16 protein-coding genes and 1 pseudogene are annotated in these 20115 nt (G+C 73.0%); 11 read left to right on the forward strand and 6 right to left on the reverse strand.

Annotation, left to right across the window (positions count from 1 at the left end; all coding sequences use genetic code 11):
• Positions 1-63: 63 nt before the first annotated feature.
• From nhaA to ACNJ93_RS17385, 3 genes are all read right to left on the reverse strand, one after another.
• The gene (gene nhaA / locus ACNJ93_RS17375) at positions 64-1446 is read right to left on the reverse strand and encodes a Na+/H+ antiporter NhaA (RefSeq protein ID WP_418958314.1); all 1383 of its coding nucleotides are present in this window, start codon (positions 1444-1446) and stop codon (positions 64-66) included.
• A 226-nt stretch (positions 1447-1672) separates the two neighbouring features.
• Entirely contained in the window at positions 1673-3652 is a 1980-nt protein-coding gene (gene acs / locus ACNJ93_RS17380; RefSeq protein ID WP_418958315.1) for an acetate--CoA ligase, read from the reverse strand.
• 252 nt (positions 3653-3904) lie between these two features.
• Positions 3905-6301: a bifunctional SulP family inorganic anion transporter/carbonic anhydrase gene (locus tag ACNJ93_RS17385; protein WP_418958316.1), complete on the reverse strand. Its 2397-nt coding sequence runs from the start codon at positions 6299-6301 to the stop codon at positions 3905-3907.
• A gap of 318 nt (positions 6302-6619) precedes the next feature.
• Between ACNJ93_RS17385 and ACNJ93_RS17390 the strand changes: the two genes are divergently transcribed.
• The gene (locus ACNJ93_RS17390) at positions 6620-7924 is read left to right on the forward strand and encodes a hypothetical protein (protein ID WP_418958317.1); all 1305 of its coding nucleotides are present in this window, start codon (positions 6620-6622) and stop codon (positions 7922-7924) included.
• Here the strand turns inward: ACNJ93_RS17390 and ACNJ93_RS17395 are convergent.
• A complete protein-coding gene (locus ACNJ93_RS17395; protein WP_418958318.1) occupies positions 7902-8888 on the reverse strand; it encodes an ATP-binding protein in 987 nt (328 codons plus the stop codon). The two genes, ACNJ93_RS17390 and ACNJ93_RS17395, sit on opposite strands and share 23 nt — an antisense overlap.
• Before the next feature lie 102 nt (positions 8889-8990).
• Here ACNJ93_RS17395 and ACNJ93_RS17400 point away from each other — a divergent pair, with 102 nt between their 5' ends.
• A complete protein-coding gene (locus ACNJ93_RS17400; RefSeq protein WP_418958319.1) occupies positions 8991-9809 on the forward strand; it encodes an oxidoreductase in 819 nt (272 codons plus the stop codon).
• 325 nt (positions 9810-10134) lie between these two features.
• On the opposite strand, the gene ACNJ93_RS17405 is transcribed toward ACNJ93_RS17400, so the two are convergent.
• Complete coding sequence (locus tag ACNJ93_RS17405) at positions 10135-10983, reverse strand: HAD family hydrolase (RefSeq protein ID WP_418961441.1); 849 nt, start codon at positions 10981-10983, stop codon at positions 10135-10137.
• A 482-nt stretch (positions 10984-11465) separates the two neighbouring features.
• On the opposite strand from ACNJ93_RS17405, the gene ssd reads away from it, so the two are divergent.
• From ssd to ACNJ93_RS17440, 7 genes and pseudogenes are all read left to right on the forward strand, one after another.
• Positions 11466-12569 carry a septum site-determining protein Ssd gene (gene ssd / locus ACNJ93_RS17410; protein WP_418958320.1) on the forward strand — a complete coding sequence of 368 codons (1104 nt, stop codon included), beginning with the start codon at positions 11466-11468 and terminating at the stop codon, positions 12567-12569.
• Positions 12566-13747 carry a TadA family conjugal transfer-associated ATPase gene (locus tag ACNJ93_RS17415; RefSeq protein WP_418958321.1) on the forward strand — a complete coding sequence of 394 codons (1182 nt, stop codon included), beginning with the start codon at positions 12566-12568 and terminating at the stop codon, positions 13745-13747. Before ssd ends, ACNJ93_RS17415 begins: the two co-directional genes overlap by 4 nt.
• Before the next feature lie 20 nt (positions 13748-13767).
• Positions 13768-14622 carry a type II secretion system F family protein gene (locus tag ACNJ93_RS17420; RefSeq protein ID WP_418961442.1) on the forward strand — a complete coding sequence of 285 codons (855 nt, stop codon included), beginning with the start codon at positions 13768-13770 and terminating at the stop codon, positions 14620-14622.
• Entirely contained in the window at positions 14619-15389 is a 771-nt protein-coding gene (locus tag ACNJ93_RS17425) for a type II secretion system F family protein (protein ID WP_418958322.1), read from the forward strand. The genes ACNJ93_RS17420 and ACNJ93_RS17425 overlap by 4 nt, the downstream gene beginning before the upstream one ends.
• Before the next feature lie 74 nt (positions 15390-15463).
• Positions 15464-15685 (forward strand): DUF4244 domain-containing protein, encoded by a 222-nt coding sequence (locus ACNJ93_RS17430; RefSeq protein ID WP_418958323.1) that lies wholly within the window; start codon positions 15464-15466, stop codon positions 15683-15685.
• Entirely contained in the window at positions 15672-16025 is a 354-nt protein-coding gene (locus ACNJ93_RS17435) for a TadE family type IV pilus minor pilin (protein ID WP_418958324.1), read from the forward strand. Before ACNJ93_RS17430 ends, ACNJ93_RS17435 begins: the two co-directional genes overlap by 14 nt.
• A pseudogene (locus ACNJ93_RS17440) lies at positions 16022-16282 on the forward strand (Rv3654c family TadE-like protein); the annotation flags it as partial. The gene ACNJ93_RS17435 and the pseudogene ACNJ93_RS17440, both read left to right, overlap by 4 nt.
• 40 nt (positions 16283-16322) lie before the next feature.
• Here the strand turns inward: ACNJ93_RS17440 and ACNJ93_RS17445 are convergent.
• Entirely contained in the window at positions 16323-18956 is a 2634-nt protein-coding gene (locus tag ACNJ93_RS17445) for a DEAD/DEAH box helicase (protein WP_418958325.1), read from the reverse strand.
• Between the two features lie 79 nt (positions 18957-19035).
• Here ACNJ93_RS17445 and bldG point away from each other — a divergent pair, with 79 nt between their 5' ends.
• Positions 19036-19389 carry an anti-sigma factor antagonist BldG gene (gene bldG / locus ACNJ93_RS17450; protein WP_393645297.1) on the forward strand — a complete coding sequence of 118 codons (354 nt, stop codon included), beginning with the start codon at positions 19036-19038 and terminating at the stop codon, positions 19387-19389.
• Positions 19390-19409: 20 nt separating this feature from the next.
• Positions 19410-19868, forward strand: coding sequence for an ATP-binding protein (locus tag ACNJ93_RS17455; RefSeq protein WP_418958326.1), 459 nt, complete (start codon positions 19410-19412; stop codon positions 19866-19868).
• Positions 19869-20115: the final 247 nt, after the last annotated feature.

Consider the following 20115-nt stretch of genomic DNA (forward strand, 5'->3'; position numbering starts at 1 on the left):
CTTCTACGGTCCGAACACAGATCATGCCGGACTGTCGCCGTCGTCGCGCGGTGCCCCCGCCAGTTACACGTCCGCGCGGTCCCGGGCGGCCTCGGCCTTCGCCCGGTGTTCGGCGGCCTTCCGCTCGTGGATCGCGGCCATGCGCAGGTGGTAGTCCGGGTCGCCCTCCTCGTAGATGTCGGGGATCCCGTCCTCGTCCTCGTCGCGCTCCTCGTCGGCGCACAGGGCCGCGTACTTCCGCACCCGGAGCTTGAGCAGGACGCCGGCCAGCAGCGCGGCGATAAGGGAGCCGGCCAGGACCGCGGCCTTGACCTCTTCCGTGAGCGCGGCGTCGCCCTCGAAGGCCAACTCGCCGATGAGCAGCGAGACGGTGAAGCCGATGCCGGCGAGGGAGGCGACGGCGAGGACGTCCGGCCAGGAGAGGTCCTCGTTCAGCTCCGCTCGGGTGAACCGGGCCGTGAGCCAGGTGCCGCCGAAGACGCCGATCGTCTTGCCGACGACGAGGCCGAGGACGACGCCGAGGGTGACCGGCTGGGTGAACACGTCGCCGAGGGCCTCGCCGGAGACGGCGACCCCGGCGGAGAACAGCGCGAACAGCGGGACGGCGAGCCCGGCGGACAGCGGCCGGACCAGGTGCTCGATGTGCTCGCCGGGGGAGTGCTCCTCGTCCTCGCGCCGCGTGCAGCGCAGCATCAGGCCCATGGCGACACCGGCGATGGTGGCGTGGACGCCGCTGTTGTACATCAGGCCCCAGACGACCAGGGCGAGCGGCACGTACACGTACCAGCCCTTCACGCCGAGGCGCAGCAGCAGCCAGAAGAGGGCCAGTCCGGCGAAGGCGCCGCCCAGGGCGAGGAAGTTCAGGTCGCCGGTGAAGAAGACCGCGATGATCAGGATGGCGAAGAGGTCGTCGACGACGGCCAGGGTCAGGAGGAAGGCGCGCAGGGCGGACGGCAGCGAGGTGCCGATGACGGCGAGCACGGCCAGCGCGAAGGCGATGTCGGTGGCCGTCGGCACGGCCCAGCCGGCCAGGGAGCCGTCGCCGGCGACGTTGACGAGCGTGTAGACGAGCGCGGGCACGGCCATGCCGCACAGGGCGGCGACGACGGGCAGGGCGGCGGCCTTGGGGTCGCGCAGTTCACCGGCGACGAGTTCGCGCTTGAGCTCGATGCCGGCGACGAAGAAGAAGACCGCGAGCAGGCCGTCGGCGGCCCAGTGCTGGATCGAGAGGTCGAGGCCGAGGGCCGCCGGGCCGATGTGGAAGTCTCGGACCGTCTGGTAGCTCTCGTGCAGCGGTGTGTTGGCCCAGACGAGGGCGGCGATGGCGGCGAGCAGCAGGAGGACGCCGCCGACGGTCTCGGTGCGCAGGGCGTCGGCCACGAAGCGCCGCTCGGGCAGCGGGAGTCGTCCGAGAATCCTGCGGCGGGTGGGGGCGGGCGCGGCCACGATGGGGAACCTCCGGTCGGGTGGGCAGGACTGAGCACATGCCGACCAGACTTCCCGGCGCACCTTGGTGTTCTTGTCGCGTTGCTGACGCGATTCTTACCCTACCTAAAGATGCGCGGTGGCGTCCGGCGAAGTGTCACTTTAGGTGCATAACGGAAGCAGCGCCCGTCCCGGAGGTCCGTCGGAGGTCCGGGGCGGGCGCCGCTGTGGGGGGTGTTCGGCCGGGTCAGTCCTCGCTCGGCGCGGCGGGCAGCTTGGACTGGATGAGGTCCATGACCGAGGAGTCCGTCAGCGTCGTGACGTCGCCGAGCTCGCGGTTCTCCGCGACGTCGCGCAGCAGCCGGCGCATGATCTTGCCGGAGCGGGTCTTCGGCAGCTCAGCCACCGGCAGGACGCGCTTCGGCTTGGCGATCGGGCCGAGCGTCGTCCCGACGTGGTTGCGCAGCTCCGCGACGAGGTCCCCCTCCGCGTCAGCGGTTGATGCCGCTGCCTCGCCGGCGGCGCCGCGCAGGATCACGAACGCCACGATGGCCTGGCCGGTCGTCTCGTCGGCCGCGCCGACGACCGCCGCCTCGGCGACCGCCGGGTGGGAGACGAGCGCCGACTCGACCTCGGTGGTGGAGATGTTGTGCCCGGAGACGAGCATGACGTCGTCGACCCGGCCGAGCAGCCAGATGTCGCCGTCCTCGTCCTTCTTCGCGCCGTCGCCCGCGAAGTACTTGCCCTCGAAGCGGGACCAGTAGGTGTCGAGGAAGCGCTGGTCGTCGCCCCAGATGGTGCGGAGCATCGACGGCCACGGCTCGGTCAGCACCAGGTAACCGCCGCCTCCGTTCGGCACCTCGTTGGCCTCGTCGTCCACTACGGTGGCGGAGATGCCGGGCAGCGGACGCTGGGCGGAGCCCGGCTTGGTCTCGGTGACGCCGGGCAGCGGCGAGATCATCATCGCGCCGGTCTCGGTCTGCCACCAGGTGTCGACGATCGGGGTCCTGTTGCCGCCGATGTGCTCGCGGTACCAGACCCATGCCTCGGGGTTGATCGGCTCCCCGACCGAGCCGAGGACCCGCAGGCTCGACAGGTCGAACTTCGCGGGGATGTCGTCGCCCCACTTCATGAACGTGCGGATCGCCGTGGGCGCGGTGTACAGGATCGTGACGCCGTACTTCTGGACGATCTCCCAGAACCGGCCCTGGTGCGGGGTGTCCGGGGTGCCCTCGTACATGACCTGCGTCGCGCCGTTGGCCAGCGGGCCGTAGGTGATGTACGAGTGGCCGGTGACCCAGCCGATGTCGGCGGTGCACCAGTAGACGTCGGTCTCCGGCTTGAGGTCGAAGACGGCGTGGTGGGTGTAGGCCGCCTGGGTCAGGTAGCCGCCGGAGGTGTGCAGGATGCCCTTCGGCTTTCCGGTGGTGCCGGAGGTGTAGAGGATGAAGAGCGGGTGCTCCGCCTCGAACGCCTCGGGGGTGTGCTCGGCGGACTGGCGGGCGACGATGTCGTCCCACCACACGTCGCGGCCCTCGGTCCAGGCGACGTCCTGGCCGGTGCGGCGGACGACCAGCACCTTGTTCACGCGGTCGACGCGGGACAGGGCCTCGTCGACGGCCGGCTTGAGGGCGGAGGGCTTGCCCCGGCGGTAGCCGCCGTCCGCGGTGATGACCAGCCTGGCGTCGGCGTCCTCGATGCGGGTGGCGATGGCGTCGGCGGAGAAGCCGCCGAAGACCACCGAGTGCGCCGCGCCGATCCGGGCACAGGCCAGCATCGAGACGACCGCCTCGGGGATCATCGGCAGGTAGATCGCGACGCGGTCGCCCTTGGTGACGCCGAGTTCGGTGAGCGCGTTGGCGGCGCGGGAGACCTCGTCCTTGAGTTCGGCGTAGGTGAGCGCGCGGCTGTCGCCGGGCTCGCCCTCGAAGTGGATGGCCACCCGGTCGCCGTTGCCCGCCTCGACGTGCCGGTCGACGCAGTTGTACGCGACGTTGAGCTTCCCGTCGGCGAACCACTTGGCGAACGGCGGGTTCGACCAGTCGAGGGTCTCGGTCGGCTCGGTGGCCCAGGTGAGCCGCCTCGCCTGCTCGGCCCAGAAGCCAAGCCTGTCCGAAGCGGCCTGCTCGTACGCCGCCGCCGTCACGTTGGCGTGCGCGGCCAGCTCGGCCGGCGGGGCGAACCGCCGTTCCTCTTTGAGGAGGTTGGCCAGGCTTTCGTTGCTCACGACATCTCCCTTTCCCAGGGCGTCTTATGTGCCTCTGTGTCCCAGGTCATAGCTCATCAGCCAGATGCCCGGGTGACAAGAGCCTCCCGGGAATTGGTTTAGACCTGTGAGCGAACTGGGCGCGGTACGGGTGGCCCCGACTCCCCGAGCGGCAGGGAGAGGGGGCCACACCGTCTCACGGAGCGGGGTGGGGAAAGGTTCAGGACGCGCGGAAAGGCGCAGGTCAGGGCGTCGTGTCTGACCGTTCCGGCGTCAGGCTCCGGCTCGTTCCAGGGGCGGGACGAGGGCGAAGACGTCGCCGTGGCGGGAGGTGCCGGATGTGGCGGCCCGCTCTGCGGTGGCGGAGGGGCCGGCGGCTCTGGTGGGTACGGCCTGGGCGGCTTCCGCCGGATCGGCCGGGTCCGTGAGCAGGTACGCCTGTGCCTCGCCGACGTGGAAGTACATGCCCTGCAGTTGCAGGGTGCCCTCGGCGATGCGCCGCGCCACCGGCTCGTACGCCCTCAGATGCTCCAGCTGCTGCACCACGTTCGTGAGGCACAGCTGCTCCACGGCGTCGGCCGCGGGTCTGCCGGAGATCCGAGCCTGCGCGTGATCCCGGCTCGCCATCCGCTCGAGGCTGGGCAGTCCGTACCGCAGCCAGCGGCGCAGCGGAGTCTGCGGGCCGTCCGGGCTCGCGGAGAGCAGTGCCTGCATGGCTCCACAGCCGGAGTGCCCGCAGACCGTGATCGACTCGACGCGGAGCACGTCCACGGCGTACTCGATGGCGGCCGCGACCGAGTCGTCGCCGCTTTCCGTGCCGGGCGGCGGCACCAGGTTCCCGACGTTGCGCACGGTGAACAGGTCGCCGGGACCGCTGGCCGTGATCATGCTCGTGACCAGGCGCGAATCGGCGCAGGTGAGGAAGAGCTGGGACGGTCTCTGGCCCTCGCGGGCGAGCCGGGCCAGTTCGTCGCGGACGAGCGGGGCCGTGTTCCGCTGGAACTTGCCGATACCGCTGGCCAGTTGCTGTCCGTTGGTGCGCTCGGTCCCCTCGGCCGGCTGCTGCTCGCCGCAGTGGTGGTTGCGCCAGGGCGTCCAGGGGCGGCAGCAGGTGTGCGCCTCTGAGGCCGGTTCGGCGATCCGTCCGCCGGCGGGGCCGGTGGTGTCGACCGTGCCGCCGTGCCGTACGTACGTGGCCTGCCACTCGGTCAGTGACTCGTACGCGGCGTGGTCCATGAACGAGCCGTCCAGCTCCACCACGACGTGGCCGCCCGGCGGCAGTTGATGCAGCACCCGGCTGAGCCGGGGTACGGCGAGGAAGGTCAACTGGCCGCGTACCCGGACCAGATGGAAGTCGCCGCGCTCCTCGTGGGTGATCCGGGTGCGGGTGAGCCGGTGCAGCGCGACGGCGACGGCGACGGCGATGCCGAGAGCCACGCCCTCCAGGACGCCGATCAGGACCGTGCCGCTCAATGTGACGGCGTAGACGAGGACTTCGCGGTGCCGGGTGACCGTGCGGATGTGGGTGATGCTGACCATCTGGATGCCGACCACCATCACCAGGGCGGCCAGGGCGGGCAGCGGGATCAGGTCGATCACGGGAACGAGGATCAGCGCGGCGAGGACGACCCACAGGCCGTGCAGCATCGTGGAGTTCCTGCTGATCGCGCCCGCGGTGACATTGGCGACGCTGCGGACGGCGACGCCCGCGACCGGAAGCCCGCCGAGGGCTCCGGAGACGATGTTGGCGGCGCCCTGACCGGCGAGTTCGCGGTCGAGCCGCGAGCGGGGCACGCCGTGGCCGTGGTCGGCGCGGGCCGCCACCAGCTTGTCGACGGCGACCGCCGAGAGCAGCGACTGCACGCTCGTGACCAGGGTGATCGTGAGGACCGCGGCCAGCAGGCCGAGCACCGGCCCCTCGGGCAGTCCGGGCAGGGCGTGGCTGCGCCAGGACCCGAGGTCGACGCGGGGGACCCGGAGGCCGGCGAACGTGGCGAGCGCCGTCGCGGCCGCCACGGCCGCGAGCGCGGCGGGCAGCTTTCTCGCGTAGGCCCCGGTCCTGCCGGGGAGTCTGGGCCACAGCAGCAGGAGGGCGACGGTCAGCCCGCTGACGGAGAGCGCCGCGGGGTGCGCCGCGGCCAGCTGGGCGGGCAGCCCGAGGACGTTGGCGACGGCGGAGCTCTGCGGCGTCCCGCCGAGGACGATGTGGAGCTGCGCGAGGGCGATGGTGACGCCGATGCCGGCCAGCATGCCGTGCACGATGGCCGGGGAGACGGCGAGCGCCGAGCGGGCGACGCGGGCGGCGGCCAGAGCGAGCTGGGCGAAGCCGGCGAGCACGGTGATCGCGCAGGTGGTGCGCCAGCCGTACTGCTGGATCAGCTCGGCGGTGACGACGGTCAGTCCGGCAGCGGGGCCGCTGACCTGGAGGGGGGAGCCGCCGAGGCGTCCGGCGACGATGCCGCCGACGGCGGCGGCCACCAGGCCGGCCTGGAGCGGGGCGCCGGTGGCGAGGGCGATGCCGAGGGAGAGCGGCAGGGCGATGAGGAACACGGTGACGGACGCGGAGAGGTCCGCGCCGGCGATGCGGAAGCGGCGGCCGCCGCCCGGTGGGCTGTGCGGCCGCTGCGAGCGGGGTCGGGTGGTCGTGCGGTTCGGCGTGCAGAGAGTCATGTCCCGTCTTTCCTCCGGGGCAGCGCGGTCGCGGCTCGCGAGGGCGAGCGTGGGGCGCGGCCGTGGGTCACGGTGTGCGGTGGCGGGATGCTGCGCGTCGTACTCGGTCCGGGCGGCGGGCCCGTTCGACCGAATCTCTACGCTCAGTAAATGGATCGTAATGCAGAGTAAAGTCTCCGGCATTATTTTCGGGGCAAACAGGGCAATGATTCACCGATTCCGGTGATTGCCGGACTTTGTGCCGCTTGTCGTTTCATCGTTCCGGCGGCCGTGGTGCGACGTTGACGCCGCTACCACGGAACCGAGGAGAGGTGGGCGATGACAGTCGCCGGGACAAGGAACACGGTCCGCAGGAGAACGCTCGCCGCCGGCGCGCTCGCCGTGGCGCTGGCCGTCGGCCTCGCCGGCTGCTCCGGCTCCGACGGCGCGGCGCCCGTGAAGGAGGGCCCCGCCGGGCAGACCCCCGAGAAGGGCGCGGCCGGTGCGGCGCCGAAGAAGAGCCCGGTGCGCCTGATCGGCGACGGCTCCACGGCGTACACCGGGGCCCAGCCGCACCAGCCGACCTGGAAGCGCCTCAAGCCCGGCGAGAAGCCGCCGCAGTTCGTGGTCTTCTCCTGGGACGGCGCCGGCGAGGACAGCCAGAAGCTGTTCTCGCACTTCCGGACCGTGGGCAAGAAGTACAACGCGAAGATGACGTACTTCCTCAGCGGGGTCTACCTGCTCCCCGAGGGGAAGTCGCAGCTCTACAAGCCGCCGCAGCACGCTCCCGGCAGCTCGGACATCGGCTTCAACGACACCGAGGGCATCCGCGCCACCGTCCGCGAGCTGCGCGGCGCCTGGCAGGAGGGCAACGAGGTCGGCACGCACTTCAACGGCCACTTCTGCGGCCCGGAGAGCGGTGTCGGCAACTGGTCGGTGGAGGACTGGATGAGCGAGATCGCCCAGGCCAAGTCCTTCGTGAAGAACTGGCGGACGAACACCGGCCTGACGGCCGAGGCGCCGCTGCCGTTCGACTACGACAAGGAGCTCATCGGGGCGCGCACCCCCTGCCTGGAGGGGCGCAAGAACTTCGTCCAGGCGGCGAGCCGGCTCGGCTTCCGCTACGACACCAGCGGCGTCAACAACCAGATCTGGCCCAAGAAGGACCAGGGCCTGTGGGACCTGTCGATGCAGCTCGTCCCGGTCCCCGGCCGCGCCTTCGAGACGCTGTCGATGGACTACAACTTCATGGTCAACCAGTCCGGCAAGACCACCCAGGGCGCCCGGTCCATGCACCAGTACTGGGGCAACCAGATGCGCGACGGCCTCGTCCAGGCCTTCGAGCGCGCCTACAACGGCAACCGGGCCCCGCTGATCATCGGCAACCACTTCGAGTCCTGGAACGGCGGCACGTACATGCGCGCCATCGAGGAGACGATCGCGACCGTCTGCGTGAAGCAGGAGGTCCACTGCGTCACCTTCCGCCAGCTCGCCGACTGGCTGGACGCCCAGGACCCGCAGGTCCTGGCCAAGCTCCGCACCCTGAAGGTCGGTCAGGCGCCGGCGGGCGGCTGGAAGTCCTTCCTCGCAGCCGGCCCGCCGGCGGCGCCCGCGCCAGCCGTCAAGCGGGCTGAGGAGCGCTGAGCCCCTCGCCGAGCACGAAGTCGGGGTCGACCTGGGCCGCCAGGTCGGCCCCCGTCTTCGCGTTGCCCCAGCTCTCGGCGTTCCGCAGGTGGAAGTGGACCATCTGGCGGGTGTAGCGCTCCCAGTCACGGTGGGCGTACGAGTCGTCCGCCGCGTTCTGCAGGCTCTGCAGCGCCATCCGGTTGTCCGCCTCCAAGAGCTCGAACCGGGTCGGCCGGCCCTTCTCCATCGCCCGCACCCAGTCCGAGTGGCCCACGGTCACCAGCAGGTCGTCGCCGACCTCCTCGCGCAGGAAGTCCAGGTCGTCCGGGCCCTGCACCTTGTTGCCGACGACCTTCAGCGCGACGCCGAAGTCCCGGGCGTACTCCTTGTACTGGCGGTACACGGACACGCCCTTGCGGGTCGGTTCGGCCACCAGGAAGGTCATGTCGAAGCGGGTGAACATGCCGGAGGCGAACGAGTCCGAGCCGGCTGTCATGTCGACCACGACGTACTCGTCGGGCCCGTCCACCAGATGGTTCAGGCACAGTTCCACCGCGCCGACCTTCGAGTGGTAGCAGGCCACCCCGAGATCGGACTCGGTGAACGGGCCCGTGGCCATCAGCCGGACCTCGGCGTCGTCGAGCCGTACGGGCCGGGCGCAGGCCTCGTAGACCGGGTTGTCCTCGCGGACCCGCAGCAGCCGCGAGCCCCGGCCCGGCGGGGTCGTCTTGATCATCGTGTCGGCGGAGGCGATCCGGGGGTTGTCCCCCCGCAGGTACTCCTTGATCAGCGGCAGCTGCGCGCCCATCGCGGGCAGGGCGGCAGCCTCCGCCTCGTCGAGGCCGAGCGCGGCGCCGAGATGCTGGTTGATGTCCGCGTCCACCGCCACGACCGGCGCCTCGTTCGCGGCGAGATGACGGATGAAGAGCGAGGACAGCGTGGTCTTGCCGCTGCCGCCCTTCCCTACGAAAGCGATCTTCATGTTCACCTACGGTAGCTCCTCCATCGCTGTGGGTGGTCGAAGTGCGTGAAGAAGACCACTCCAAGGTGGGGTGCGGCCCCCGGGCGCGTAGCCTCGCTACCTATGAGTACGCACGCCTCTGACCCCCTGGCCGCCCTCGCCTCCCTGCCGGGCGTCGCCGACTCGGTGGACTCCGTACGCAAGGCCGTCGACCGCGTCTACGGGCACCGCATCATGCGGCGCCGCAGCACCGAGATCACCGCGGAGGCGGCGCTGCGCGGGGCTCGCGGCTCGGCCGCGCTGTCCGGCGCCGACTGGGCGCTGGAGGAGGTCCGCCGGCGCACCGACTTCAGCGGAGACGCGGAGGCCAGGGTCGTCGGCGCCGCGCTGCGCCTGGGCTCCGAGGCCGGTCAGCTGCTCTCGATCTGGCGGCAGTCGCCGCTGCGGGTGCTGGCCCGGCTGCACCTGGTCGCCTCCGGTGAGCCGACCGACTCGACCGGCCGCCCGCGCCGGGACGGCGAGGCGGTGGAGGAGCCGCTGGTCGAGGCCCCGCTGCCGGGCGCGGCGGAGGTCGAGGGCCGGCTGGACGGCCTCTCGCGGCTGATCATCGCGGGCGGGGACGCTCCCGCGCTGGTGACGGCGGCGGTGGTGCACGGCGAGCTGCTGGCGCTGCGTCCCTTCACCTCGTACAACGGGCTGATCGCGCGGACGGCGGAGCGGATCGTGCTGATCGGCAGCGGCCTGGACCCGAAGGCGATCTGCCCGGCGGAGGTGGGGCACGCGGAGCAGGGTGCGGAGGCGTACCTGAAGGCTTTCGAGGGCTATCTCTCAGGGACCGCCGAGGGCATGGCGTCCTGGATCGCGCACTGCGGGCGCTCGGTCGAGCTGGGCGTCCGGGAGTCGACCGCGGTCTGCGAGGCGCTGCAGCGCGGCGCGGCCTGACATCTCCCCGGAAAGGGTTGCGGCGGTACCGGTCCTTCGGTACCGCCGCTGGCACGTCTGCCCAGTTACCAAGCGTCCTCGATAAGTGCCCATCAGGCGGGGATCTTTGCCCTGTGCCTGGTGCGGCTGGCCCGTAATCGACGGGTCGACGTCGCGTGGGTGCCGGACTTCTGTGCTCAGGTCCGTGGGGCCTTCATGCTCAACAGGTGATCCTCTCGGATGTCCTAGGTCTCGCGGGCCTGATTCCTTTGTACCTCTCCCGAATGGGAAGCGGAAGCCCTAAGTTCCACTTCTTTGCCATTGGCCCTATGTCCGGGCAAAGCGGTCACATGGGCAGGCTCGCCTTTCTGGCCTGGCGCCGGCGGCTGGCGTACCAGACGAGACCCGCCGTGGCGACGGCCGCGCCCACGGCCGCGGCGGCCAGCAGGGTGGGCCGCGGCGGCATCCTGAACTCCGGCAGCCGCTGCTTGAGCCGGACGGGTCGGCTGAAGACCAGGATCGGCCAGTCCCGGGCGGTCGCCTCGCGGCGCAGGGCCCGGTCCGGGTTGACGGCGTACGGATGGCCGACGGCCTCCAGCATGGGGATGTCGGTCGCCGAGTCGCTGTACGCGTAGCAGCGCGAGAGGTCGTACCCCTCCGACTCCGCGAGCTCCCGGACCGCCTCCGCCTTCGTGGGGCCGTAGGCGTAGTACTCCACCTCCCCGGTGAAGCAGCCGTCGTCGCCGACGACCATGCGGGTGGCGACGACCCGGTCGGCGCCGAGCATCTCGCCGATCGGCTCCACGACCTCGGCGCCGGAGGTGGAGACGATCACCACGTCCCGGCCGGCGGCGTGGTGCTCCTCGATGAGGGAGGCGGCCTCGTCGTAGATGATCGGGTCGATCAGGTCGTGCAGGGTCTCGGCGACGAGCTCCTTGACCTGCGCGACGTTCCAGCCCTTGCAGAGCGCCGAGAGATATTGGCGCATCCGCTCCATCTGGTCGTGGTCGGCGCCGCCCACGAGGAAGACGAACTGGATGTAGGCCGTCCGCAGGACGGCGCGGCGGTTGATCAGCCCGCCTTGGTAGAAGGACTTGCTGAAGGTCAGCGTCGACGACTTCGCAATGACCGTCTTGTCCAGGTCAAAGAAGGCAGCTGTGCGCGGCAACGAGTGGTTTTCCACGAGCCAGAGCATAGGTGCAGCCATTCGGCGTACGCTGAGGCGCGTGGGTTTGCCTGAGAAGGCTCTCGGGTACACCATGGAAGTCACGGATCGTTCGCGACCGTGCTAACCCGGTCCGGCTCCTCCCCCCCCGAGTCGGCCGGAGAGACGACCCCCGCTCTCCCCCCCGGCGGGGGTCGTCGCATGTCCGGACGCGTTTTCCGGCCTCGTAGCCGCCCATGACGCCCTCCCCTCCGCCGCACGTCGGCGACGATCCGCGGTTCTGCCTGCATCACTCAGCGTAGTCGATGGGCTGCGCTCCGGAAGTCGCCTGTTTGGGCGGTGCGGATATTCACAACCGGCGAGTTATCCACAGTTTTTGAGCAAGATCCACTTTATTTCCGGGATCGCTCCATCGTGATTCCTGTCGCGAAGTTCGCGGACGACAGGAATCACGGATCTCGCCCCGCGCGACCGAAGCGCGGAAGGGATCACGGGGGAGAGGGGCGTGGACGATGACCGGAACCATCGCTGCCGAGCGGGCGCGGGCCGGCGAGGGACGGCGGGCCGGACCGCTGATCGTGACGGAGGACCTGGTCCTTCTCGACGATCTGCTGCGGTTGTGCGCCGCCGCGGGCGCCGAGCCCGAGGTCCACCACGCGGTGCCCGAGCGCCGCACGAGCTGGGACGACGCGCCGCTCGTCCTGATCGGCGACGACGCGGCGGCGCGCTGTCGGGGAGCCGCCCGCCGCTCGGGCGTCCTGCTGGTCGGCCGCGAGCAGCCCCGGCCCGACGTGTGGCGGCAGGCGGTGGAACTGGGAGCGGACGGAGTGCTGCGGCTCCCGGATTCCGAGGGGTGGCTGGTCGACCGGATCGCCGACGTCGCCGAGGGCGTGGGGCGGCAGGCCCTGACCGTCGGTGTGATCGGCGGCAGCGGCGGGGCGGGCGCCTCGACGCTGGCCTGCGGCCTGGCGCTGGCCGCCGCACGCGCCGGGCGGCGGACACTCCTCGTCGACGGCGATCCGCTCGGCGGCGGCCTGGACGTGCTGCTCGGCGGCGAGCGCGCCGAGGGCCGGCGCTGGCCGGACTTCGCCGCCTCGAAGGGGCGGGTGGCCGGCGGTGCGCTGGAGGAGTCGCTGCCCGCGGTGCGCGGACTGCGAGTGCTCAGCTGGGACCGCGGCGACTCGGTGGCCGTGCCGCCCGACGCGATGCGGTCCGTCCTCGCGGCGGCGCGCAGGCGCGGCGGCGTGGTCGTCGTGGACCTGCCGCGCCGGGTCGACGAGGCGGCGGCGGAGGCGCTGGCCCAGCTCGACCTCGGCCTGCTGGTCGTCCCCGGCGAACTGCGCGCGGTCGCGGCGGCGGGCCGGGTCTCCTCGCTGGTCGGCATGGTGCTGCGGGACCTCCGCGTGGTGGTCCGCGGCCCGTACGCGGCGGGGCTCGACGAGCAGTGGGTCGCGCAGGCGCTGCGCCTGCCCCTCGCCGGTGAACTGCCGCTGGACCCCGGGCTGGCGGCGGCGCTGGACGCCGGTCTGCCGCCCGGAGCGGCGGCCCGCGGTCCGCTGGCCCGGTTCTGCGCGGCCTTCTGGGAGCAGGCCCTGGTCCCGGACGGTGTCTCATGAGCGCGGCGGCGGTCGCGGGGCCCCAGAGCGGGGCGCGACTGCTCGACGCGGTCCGGCGCAGGCTCGCGGAGAGCGGCGCCGAACCGACACCGGCGCGGGTGGCCGCCGCTCTGCGCGCGCAGGGTCGGCTGCTGGGCGACGCGGAAGTGCTCGGCGCGGCCGAGGAGCTGCGCTGCGAACTGGTCGGCACGGGACCGCTGGAGCCGCTGCTCGCCGACCCGTCGGTGACCGACGTGCTGGTGTCCGCGCCCGACGCGGTGTGGGTGGACCGGGGCTCCGGACTCGAACCGGCCGACGTCCGCTTCGCCGACGCCGAGGCGGTACGCCGGCTGGCCCAGCGGCTCGCCGCGGTCGCCGGACGGCGGCTGGACGACGCGCGGCCCTGGGTGGACGCCCGGCTCCCGGACGGCACACGGATGCACGCGGTGCTGCCTCCCGTCGCGGTGGGCTCGGCCTGCCTGTCCCTGCGCGTCGTGCGGCCCCGGGCGTTCACGCTGGCCGAACTGGCCGCGGCGGGCACCGTGCCGCCCGGCGGCGAGCGGGTACTGCGCGCCCTGGTCGAGGGGCGGGTCTCGTTCCTGATCAGCGGCGGTACGGGCTCGGGGAAGACGACGCTCCTGGCGGCGCTGCTCGGCCTGGTCGGCGCGCGCGAGCGCATCGTGCTCGCCGAGGACTCGGCCGAACTGCGGCCTGACCACCCGCACGTGGTCCGGCTGGAGGCCCGGCCCGCCAACCAGGAGGGCGCGGGCCTGGTGACCCTGCGGGACCTCGTACGGCAGGCGCTGCGGATGCGGCCGGACCGGCTCGTCGTCGGCGAGGTCCGCGGCGGCGAGGCGGTGGATCTGCTGGCCGCGCTGAACACGGGGCACAGCGGCTGCGGCACGGTGCACGCCAACACCGCCGCGGACGTGCCCGCCCGCCTCGAAGCGCTCGGGACGGCCGCCGGACTCGACCGCGCCGCCCTGCACAGTCAGCTGGGCGCGGCGCTGTCCGTCGTGCTCCACCTGGTCCGCGACGCGGCGGGGCGCCGGCGGATCGCCGAGGTGCACGTACTGGAACGGGACGCGGCCGGCCTGGTGCTGACCGTGCCGGCCCTGAGGTGGGCCGAGGACGGCTTCGTACGGGAACGCGGGTGGGAGCGGCTGCGGTCGCTGACCGCGGGAGGTGCGGCGTGCTGACCGGGCAGCCGGCCCCCGCCATGAGCGCGGCGCTCGGGTGCGCGGTCGTGGCCGCCTGGCTCGTCGTGGACGGGCGGCGGCGCGGGCTGCGCAGGGCCAGGCTGGTGCTGGCGGGCGGGGGCGCCGAGGGCGGCCTGCCGCACGACGCGCCCCGGTGGGCCGGGAGCGTGCTGCGGTGGTGGGCGGCGCTCAGGACGCGGCCGGAATGGTTCTGCCTCGTGGCGGCGGGGGTGCTCGCCGTCCTCGGCGGGTCGCCGGTGCCGCTGGTGGCCGGGGCCCTCGCCGTGCCGCTCGCGCGGCGCCGGCTGCGCGCGGCACGGCTCAGGAAGGAGCACGAGGCGCGCCAGGACGCGGTGGCCGCCCTCTGCGGGACGCTCGCGGGCGAACTGCGCGCGGGCCGGCAGCCCGGACCGGCGCTCTGCTTCGCGGCCGCCTCGACCGGCGGGCTGGGCCCGGACGAGGCGGAGGTCCTGGCCGCGGCCAGGTTCGGCGGGGACGTGCCCGAAGCGCTGCGGCGGGCGGCGAACCGGGAAGGAGCCGAGGGGCTGGCCGGGCTCGCGGCGTGCTGGCAGGTGGCGGTGGACGGCGGCGCGGGCCTGGCCTCGGGCGTCGACCGGCTGGAGTCCGCGCTGTGCGGTGCCCGCGACCGCAGAGAGCGGCTGCGCGCCCAGCTGGCCGGGACCTGGGCCACCGTCGCGGTGCTCGCGGCGCTGCCCGCGGTGGGACTGCTGTTGGGGACGGCGATGGGCGCCAACCCGCTGCGGGTGCTGCTGCACACACCCGCCGGCCTCGCGTGCCTCGTGATCGGGGTGTTGCTGCAGTGCGCGGGGCTGCGGTGGGCGACGTGGATCGTGCGCAAGGGGGAGGCGGCATGAGCGCATGGCCGGTCGAGCTCGTCCACAGGCTGGGGACGGCGGCCGCCGTCCTGGCCGGGCTGTGGTGGGCCGTGACGGCGGTGGCGCGCCGCCGCCGCGAACGGCGGACCCGGCAACGGGTCGCGGAACTGCTCGTCGCCGAGTACCGCCGCGGACGGTGGCGACCGGGCTGTCCTGAGTGGCCGCGGTCCTGGCTCGCGCCCCTCGGCGCCCTGCTCGCCTGCTGGGTGGTCATCGGCGGACTCGCGGGATGCCTGGTGGGCGTCGCCGCCGGATACGGGCTGCGGCACTGGCGGGCCCGTCGGCCCCCGGCGGATCGCGGTGAGGACGCGGTTCGGCAACTTCCCCTCGCGGCAGATCTGTTGGCCGCGTGCGTCTCGGCGGGCGCGGGGCCGGGGCAGGCGGCCGAGGCGGTCGGACGCTCGCTGGACGGGCCGGTGGGCGCGGCGCTGCTGCGCACGGCCGCCGAGCTGAGACTCGGCGGCGAACCGACCGACGTGTGGCGGAGGTTCGGCGCGATACCGGGAGCCGAGGGTCTCGCCCGCTGTCTGGAGCGGGCCGGGTCCTCGGGAGCGCCTGCCGCCGACGCGGTCGCGCGGCTCGCCTCCGGGCTGCGGAACGCCCGCGCCCGTGAGGCCGAGGCCCGCGCTCAGCGGGCCCAGGTGCTGATCACCGCGCCGGTCGGGCTCTGCTTCCTGCCCGCCTTCCTGGCGCTGGGCGTGGCCCCGGTGGTCATCGGGCTCCTGGGCGGGCTCCTGCGCGGCTGACCGCGCACAGCACATGGCAAGAGCCATAAAGCATGGCATGAGACGCAAAAGACATACGTGACAAGGGGGTTGGTGTGTACGCACGAGACTGGAAGTGGTCGATCCGGAAGTGGTCGAAGCGCCGGCTGGAGGCGCTCCGGCGGCGGCAGGACCGAGGGATGACGACGGCCGAGTACGCGATGGGCACCATCGCCACGGCCATGTTCGGGACGGTGCTCTACAAGATCGTCACGAGCGGGCCCGTCTCGAAGGCCCTCGAAGCGGTGATCGGGAAGGCGCTCGATGCGCAGTTCTGACAGAGGGTCGGTGACCGCGGAGGCGGCGACGGCGCTGCCCGCGCTCGTGGCCTTCGCCGCCGCCCTGCTCTGGGCGCTGGGCGCGGCCGCCGCGCAGATCCAGTGCGTGGACGCGGCACGGGCCGGCGCCCGGGCCGCGGCCCGCTCGGAGCCGGTGGCGGCCGCGGAGGCCGTCGCCCGGCAGGCGGCGCCCGAAGGGGCCGCGGTGTCGGTCATCCGGGCCGGGGAGCTGTGGCGGGTGACGGTCCGGGCGCCGGCGCCCGGACCGGGCGGTCTCGGACTCACCCTGAGCGCCGAGGCCGCCGCGCTCGCCGAGGACACCGTGGGGGTGGAGCCATGAGGGGCGACCGGGGCCTGGCGACCGTCTGGACGGCGTTCGCGGCCTGCGCGCTGTGCGCGGTGTTCGGCGCCGTGCTGCTGCTCGTGCAGGCCGTCGCCGCACGGCACCGCGCGGGCGGGGCCGCCGACCTGGCGGCGCTGGCCGCCGCGGACCGGGCGCTGTGGGGCGAGGCCGACGCCTGCGCCGCGGCGGCACGGGTGGCCGCCGGTCAGGAGGCGGAGGTCGTGCGGTGCTCGGTGCGCGGCGACGTCGCGGACGTGACCGCCCGGGCGCGCTTCGGGCCGTACGCGCCGGAGGTCAGGGCCCGGGCGGGGCCTCCGACGGCGGCCCCGCACCCGGGCCTCCCCATTCCGGGCCCTCCGGCCGCGGTTCCTCCGGCCTCGGGCCCTCCTGCCGCGGGTCCTCCCTCGGCGGAGCCTCCAGGGCCGCGGGAGCCTCCGGGGCGCGCTCCGGGACCTCCGGCTCCTCTGGGGACTCCTCGTCCTCCGGAGCGCCCCGGAGGAGTTCCGTGAGGAGCCGGACCGCGCCGCGCTTGTGGAGGGGGTCGTTGCCGTTGCCGCACTTGGGGGACTGGATGCAGGAGGGGCAGCCCGCCTCGCACTCGCAGGACGCGATGGCCTCGCGCGTGGCCGCCAGCCAGGCGCGGGCGGTGTGGAAGGCCCGCTCGGCGAAGCCCGCACCCCCCGGATGGCCGTCGTACACGAAGACCGTCGGCAGCAGGGTGTCCGGGTGGAGCGGGACGGAGACCCCGCCGATGTCCCAGCGGTCGCAGGTGGCGAACAGCGGCAGCATGCCGATGGACGCGTGCTCGGCGGCGTGCAGCGCGCCGCCGAGGATCTCCGGGGTGATCCGGGCGGCGTCGAGCTGGTCCTCGGTGACCGTCCACCACACGGCGCGCGTGCGCAGGGTGCGCGGCGGCAGATCGAGCTTGGCCTCGCCGAGCACCTCGCCGGTGATCAGCCGGCGGCGGAGGAAGGAGACCACCTGGTTGGTGACCTCGACGGAGCCGTAGCAGAGCCGGCCGGCGCCCCAGGGGATCTCGACGTCGGTGTCCAGCACGGAGATGGAGGTGGTGTCGCGGGCGACGGTGGAGTACGGCGGGTTCGCCTCCTCGACCAGGGCCACGGACTCCTCCAGGTCCAGCTCCCTCACCAGGTACGTACGGCCCTGGTGGAGGTGGACGGCCCCCTCGTGGACGGAGGCGTGCGAGGCGGCCTCGTCGACGGTGCCGAGCAGCCGGCCGGTGCCCGCCTCGACGATCCGTACCGGACTGCCGCCGCCGCCCCGGATGTCGGCGAGGTCGGCGGCCCGCTCGCGCCGGGTCCAGTACCAGCCGCCGGCGCGCCGGCGCAGCAGGCCCGCGGCCTCCAGCTGGGGCATCAGCCCGGCCGCGGCGGGCCCGAACAGGGTCAGGTCGGCCTTGGTGAGCGGCAGCTCGGCGGCCGCGGCGCACAGATGGGGGGCGAGGACGTACGGGTTGTCGGGGTCCAGGACGGTCGACTCGACCGGCCGCCGGAACAGGGCCTCGGGATGGTGGACGAGATACGTGTCCAGCGGGTCGTCGCGGGCGACCAGGACGGCGAGGGCGCCCTCGCCGGAGCGGCCCGCCCGGCCGGCCTGCTGCCACAGCGAGGCCCGGGTGCCCGGGTAGCCGGCGATGACCACGGCGTCCAGGCCCGACACGTCGATGCCCAGCTCCAGGGCGGTGGTGGCGGCCAGGCCCAGGAGCTCGCCCGAGTGCAGTGCCTGCTCCAGGGCGCGGCGCTCCTCGGGGAGGTAGCCGCCCCGGTAGGCGGCGACCCGCCGGGCCAGGGAGCGGTCGACCTCGGCGAGGCGCTCCTGGGCGATCACGGAGATGAGCTCCGCTCCGCGCCGGGAGCGGACGAAGGCGACCGAGCGGATGCCCTGCACGGTCAGATCGGTGAGGAGGTCGGCGGTCTCGGCGGTGGCGGTGCGGCGGACCGGGGCGCCGTGCTCGCCGTGCAGCTCGGTGAGCGGCGGCTCCCACAGGGCGAAGACCAGTTCGCCGCGTGGGGAGGCGTCGTCGGCGACCTCGGACACGGGCAGCCCGGTCAGCCGGCCCGCGGCCAGGGCGGGCTCGGCGGCGGTGGCGGAGGCGAGCAGGAACACGGGGTCGGCGCCGTACCGGGCGCAGACGCGGCGCAGCCGGCGCAGCACCTGGGCGACGTGCGAGCCGAAGACGCCCCGGTAGGTGTGGCACTCGTCGATGACGACGTAGCGCAGCGAGCGCAGGAAGGAGGACCACTTGGGGTGGGAGGGCAGGATGCCGCGGTGCAGCATGTCCGGGTTGGTCAGCACGTAGTTCGCGTACTGCCGGACCCATTCGCGCTCCTCGACCGGCGTGTCGCCGTCGTAGACGGCGGGCCGGATCCGGTTGCCGAGCGGGGCGGCCAGCTGCCGCACGGAGCGGCGCTGGTCGGCGGCGAGGGCCTTGGTGGGGGCGAGGTAGAGCGCGGTGGTCCCGCGGCCGTTCGCGGCCTCGGAGCCGTCGAGCAGGGTGGACAGGACGGGCGCGAGATACGCCAGGGACTTTCCGGACGCGGTGCCGGTGGCGATCACGACGGACGTGCCGTCGAGGGCGAGCTCGGCTGCCTCGGCCTGGTGGGCCCAGGGGTGCTCGATCCCGGCGTCCTGGACGGCGCGGATCACTTCCGGGCGGATGCGGTGCGGCCAGACTGCATGACGACCCGCTCTCGGGGGCAAGTGCTCCGTATGAGTGATGCGCGCGGCCCGGCTCTCCGTAGCGGTGAGCCGGTCGAGGACCGCGCGGGGAGAGGGGCGTGTTCCCCCGATCTCCGCGCGCCTGCTGGGGCGGTGATTCCTGGCCATCGGCACCGAGTGTGTCACTGGCGTGACGGACAATGCTCCCAAGGCGTCGTGCATGGCTGCTGGTAAGTGATTGAATGCCATCGCGGCTGGCGATCTGTCCCCTGGCTCCGCCGGGGAGCCCCATGGGGCGACCGCTCGATAGCAAGGTGCTGGAGGATCCGTGGACCTGTCCCTGTCGACTCGAACCGTGCCTGGACCCACCGGCGACCGTACGGTCGTCGAGGTCGGCGGCGAGATTGATGTGTATACCGCGCCCAAGCTGCGCGAGCAGTTGGTCGAGTTGGTGAACGACGGCAGCTACCACTTGGTCGTCGACATGGAGGGCGTGGACTTCCTCGACTCCACCGGTCTCGGCGTGCTCGTGGGCGGCCTGAAGCGCGTGCGTGCCCACGAGGGCTCGCTCCGTCTCGTCTGCAACCAGGAGCGCATTCTCAAGATCTTCCGGATCACCGGCCTCACCAAGGTGTTCCCGATCCACACCTCGGTCGACGAGGCCGTCAACGCCACCGACTGACCTCGCCGAGGGGGACTTGCATGGCCACCGTTGAACTCCGCTTCAGCGCCCAGCCCGAGCACGTCCGCACCGCCCGTCTCGTGGCGGCCGCGGTGGCGCGCCGGGCCGGGGTGGACGAGGCGGTCCTCGACGAGGTCAGGCTCGCCGTCGGCGAGGCGTGCTCGCGCGCCGTCGGGCTGCACCGCAGCAACGGTGTGGCCGCTCCGATCCACGTCGTGCTGACCGAGGAGGAGAAGTCGTTCTCCATCGAGGTCGGCGACGAGGTGCCGGGCGCGGGCGTCGCCGCCGCCGATGCGGCGGGGGTGCCCGGGGCCCGGTCCTCGGCTCCGGCCGAGGAGTACGACGACGCGGACGGTGAGGACTCGATGGGGCTCGCCGTGATCAGCGGGCTCGTCGACGACGTCGAGGTGCGCGCGGGCGAACTGGGCGGGGTCATTCGGATGAGCTGGCCGACGAACCCGGCGATCGCGATGCCCTGAGCCGACCCGCCCGACCCGCCCGACCCGCCCGACCCGCCCGACGGAAGATCCGAAAAAGAGGCCCTGCCCGCGCAGGGCCTCTTTTCGTTTCTCCCGTTGGTCGTTTCTCCCGTTCGTCGACCGGTGTCAAATGGTTCAGCACCATTACTACTTTTGATGGGTAAGTGCAGGTAGTGCCCGATGAGTTTTGCGGCGCCCTGTTTTGATCGGGTTCCGCTCCCTACAATCCGTCCACATCTTGAGCTCT

This window comes from Streptomyces tritici, assembly GCF_048500665.1.
Lineage (GTDB): Bacteria > Actinomycetota > Actinomycetes > Streptomycetales > Streptomycetaceae > Streptomyces > Streptomyces tritici.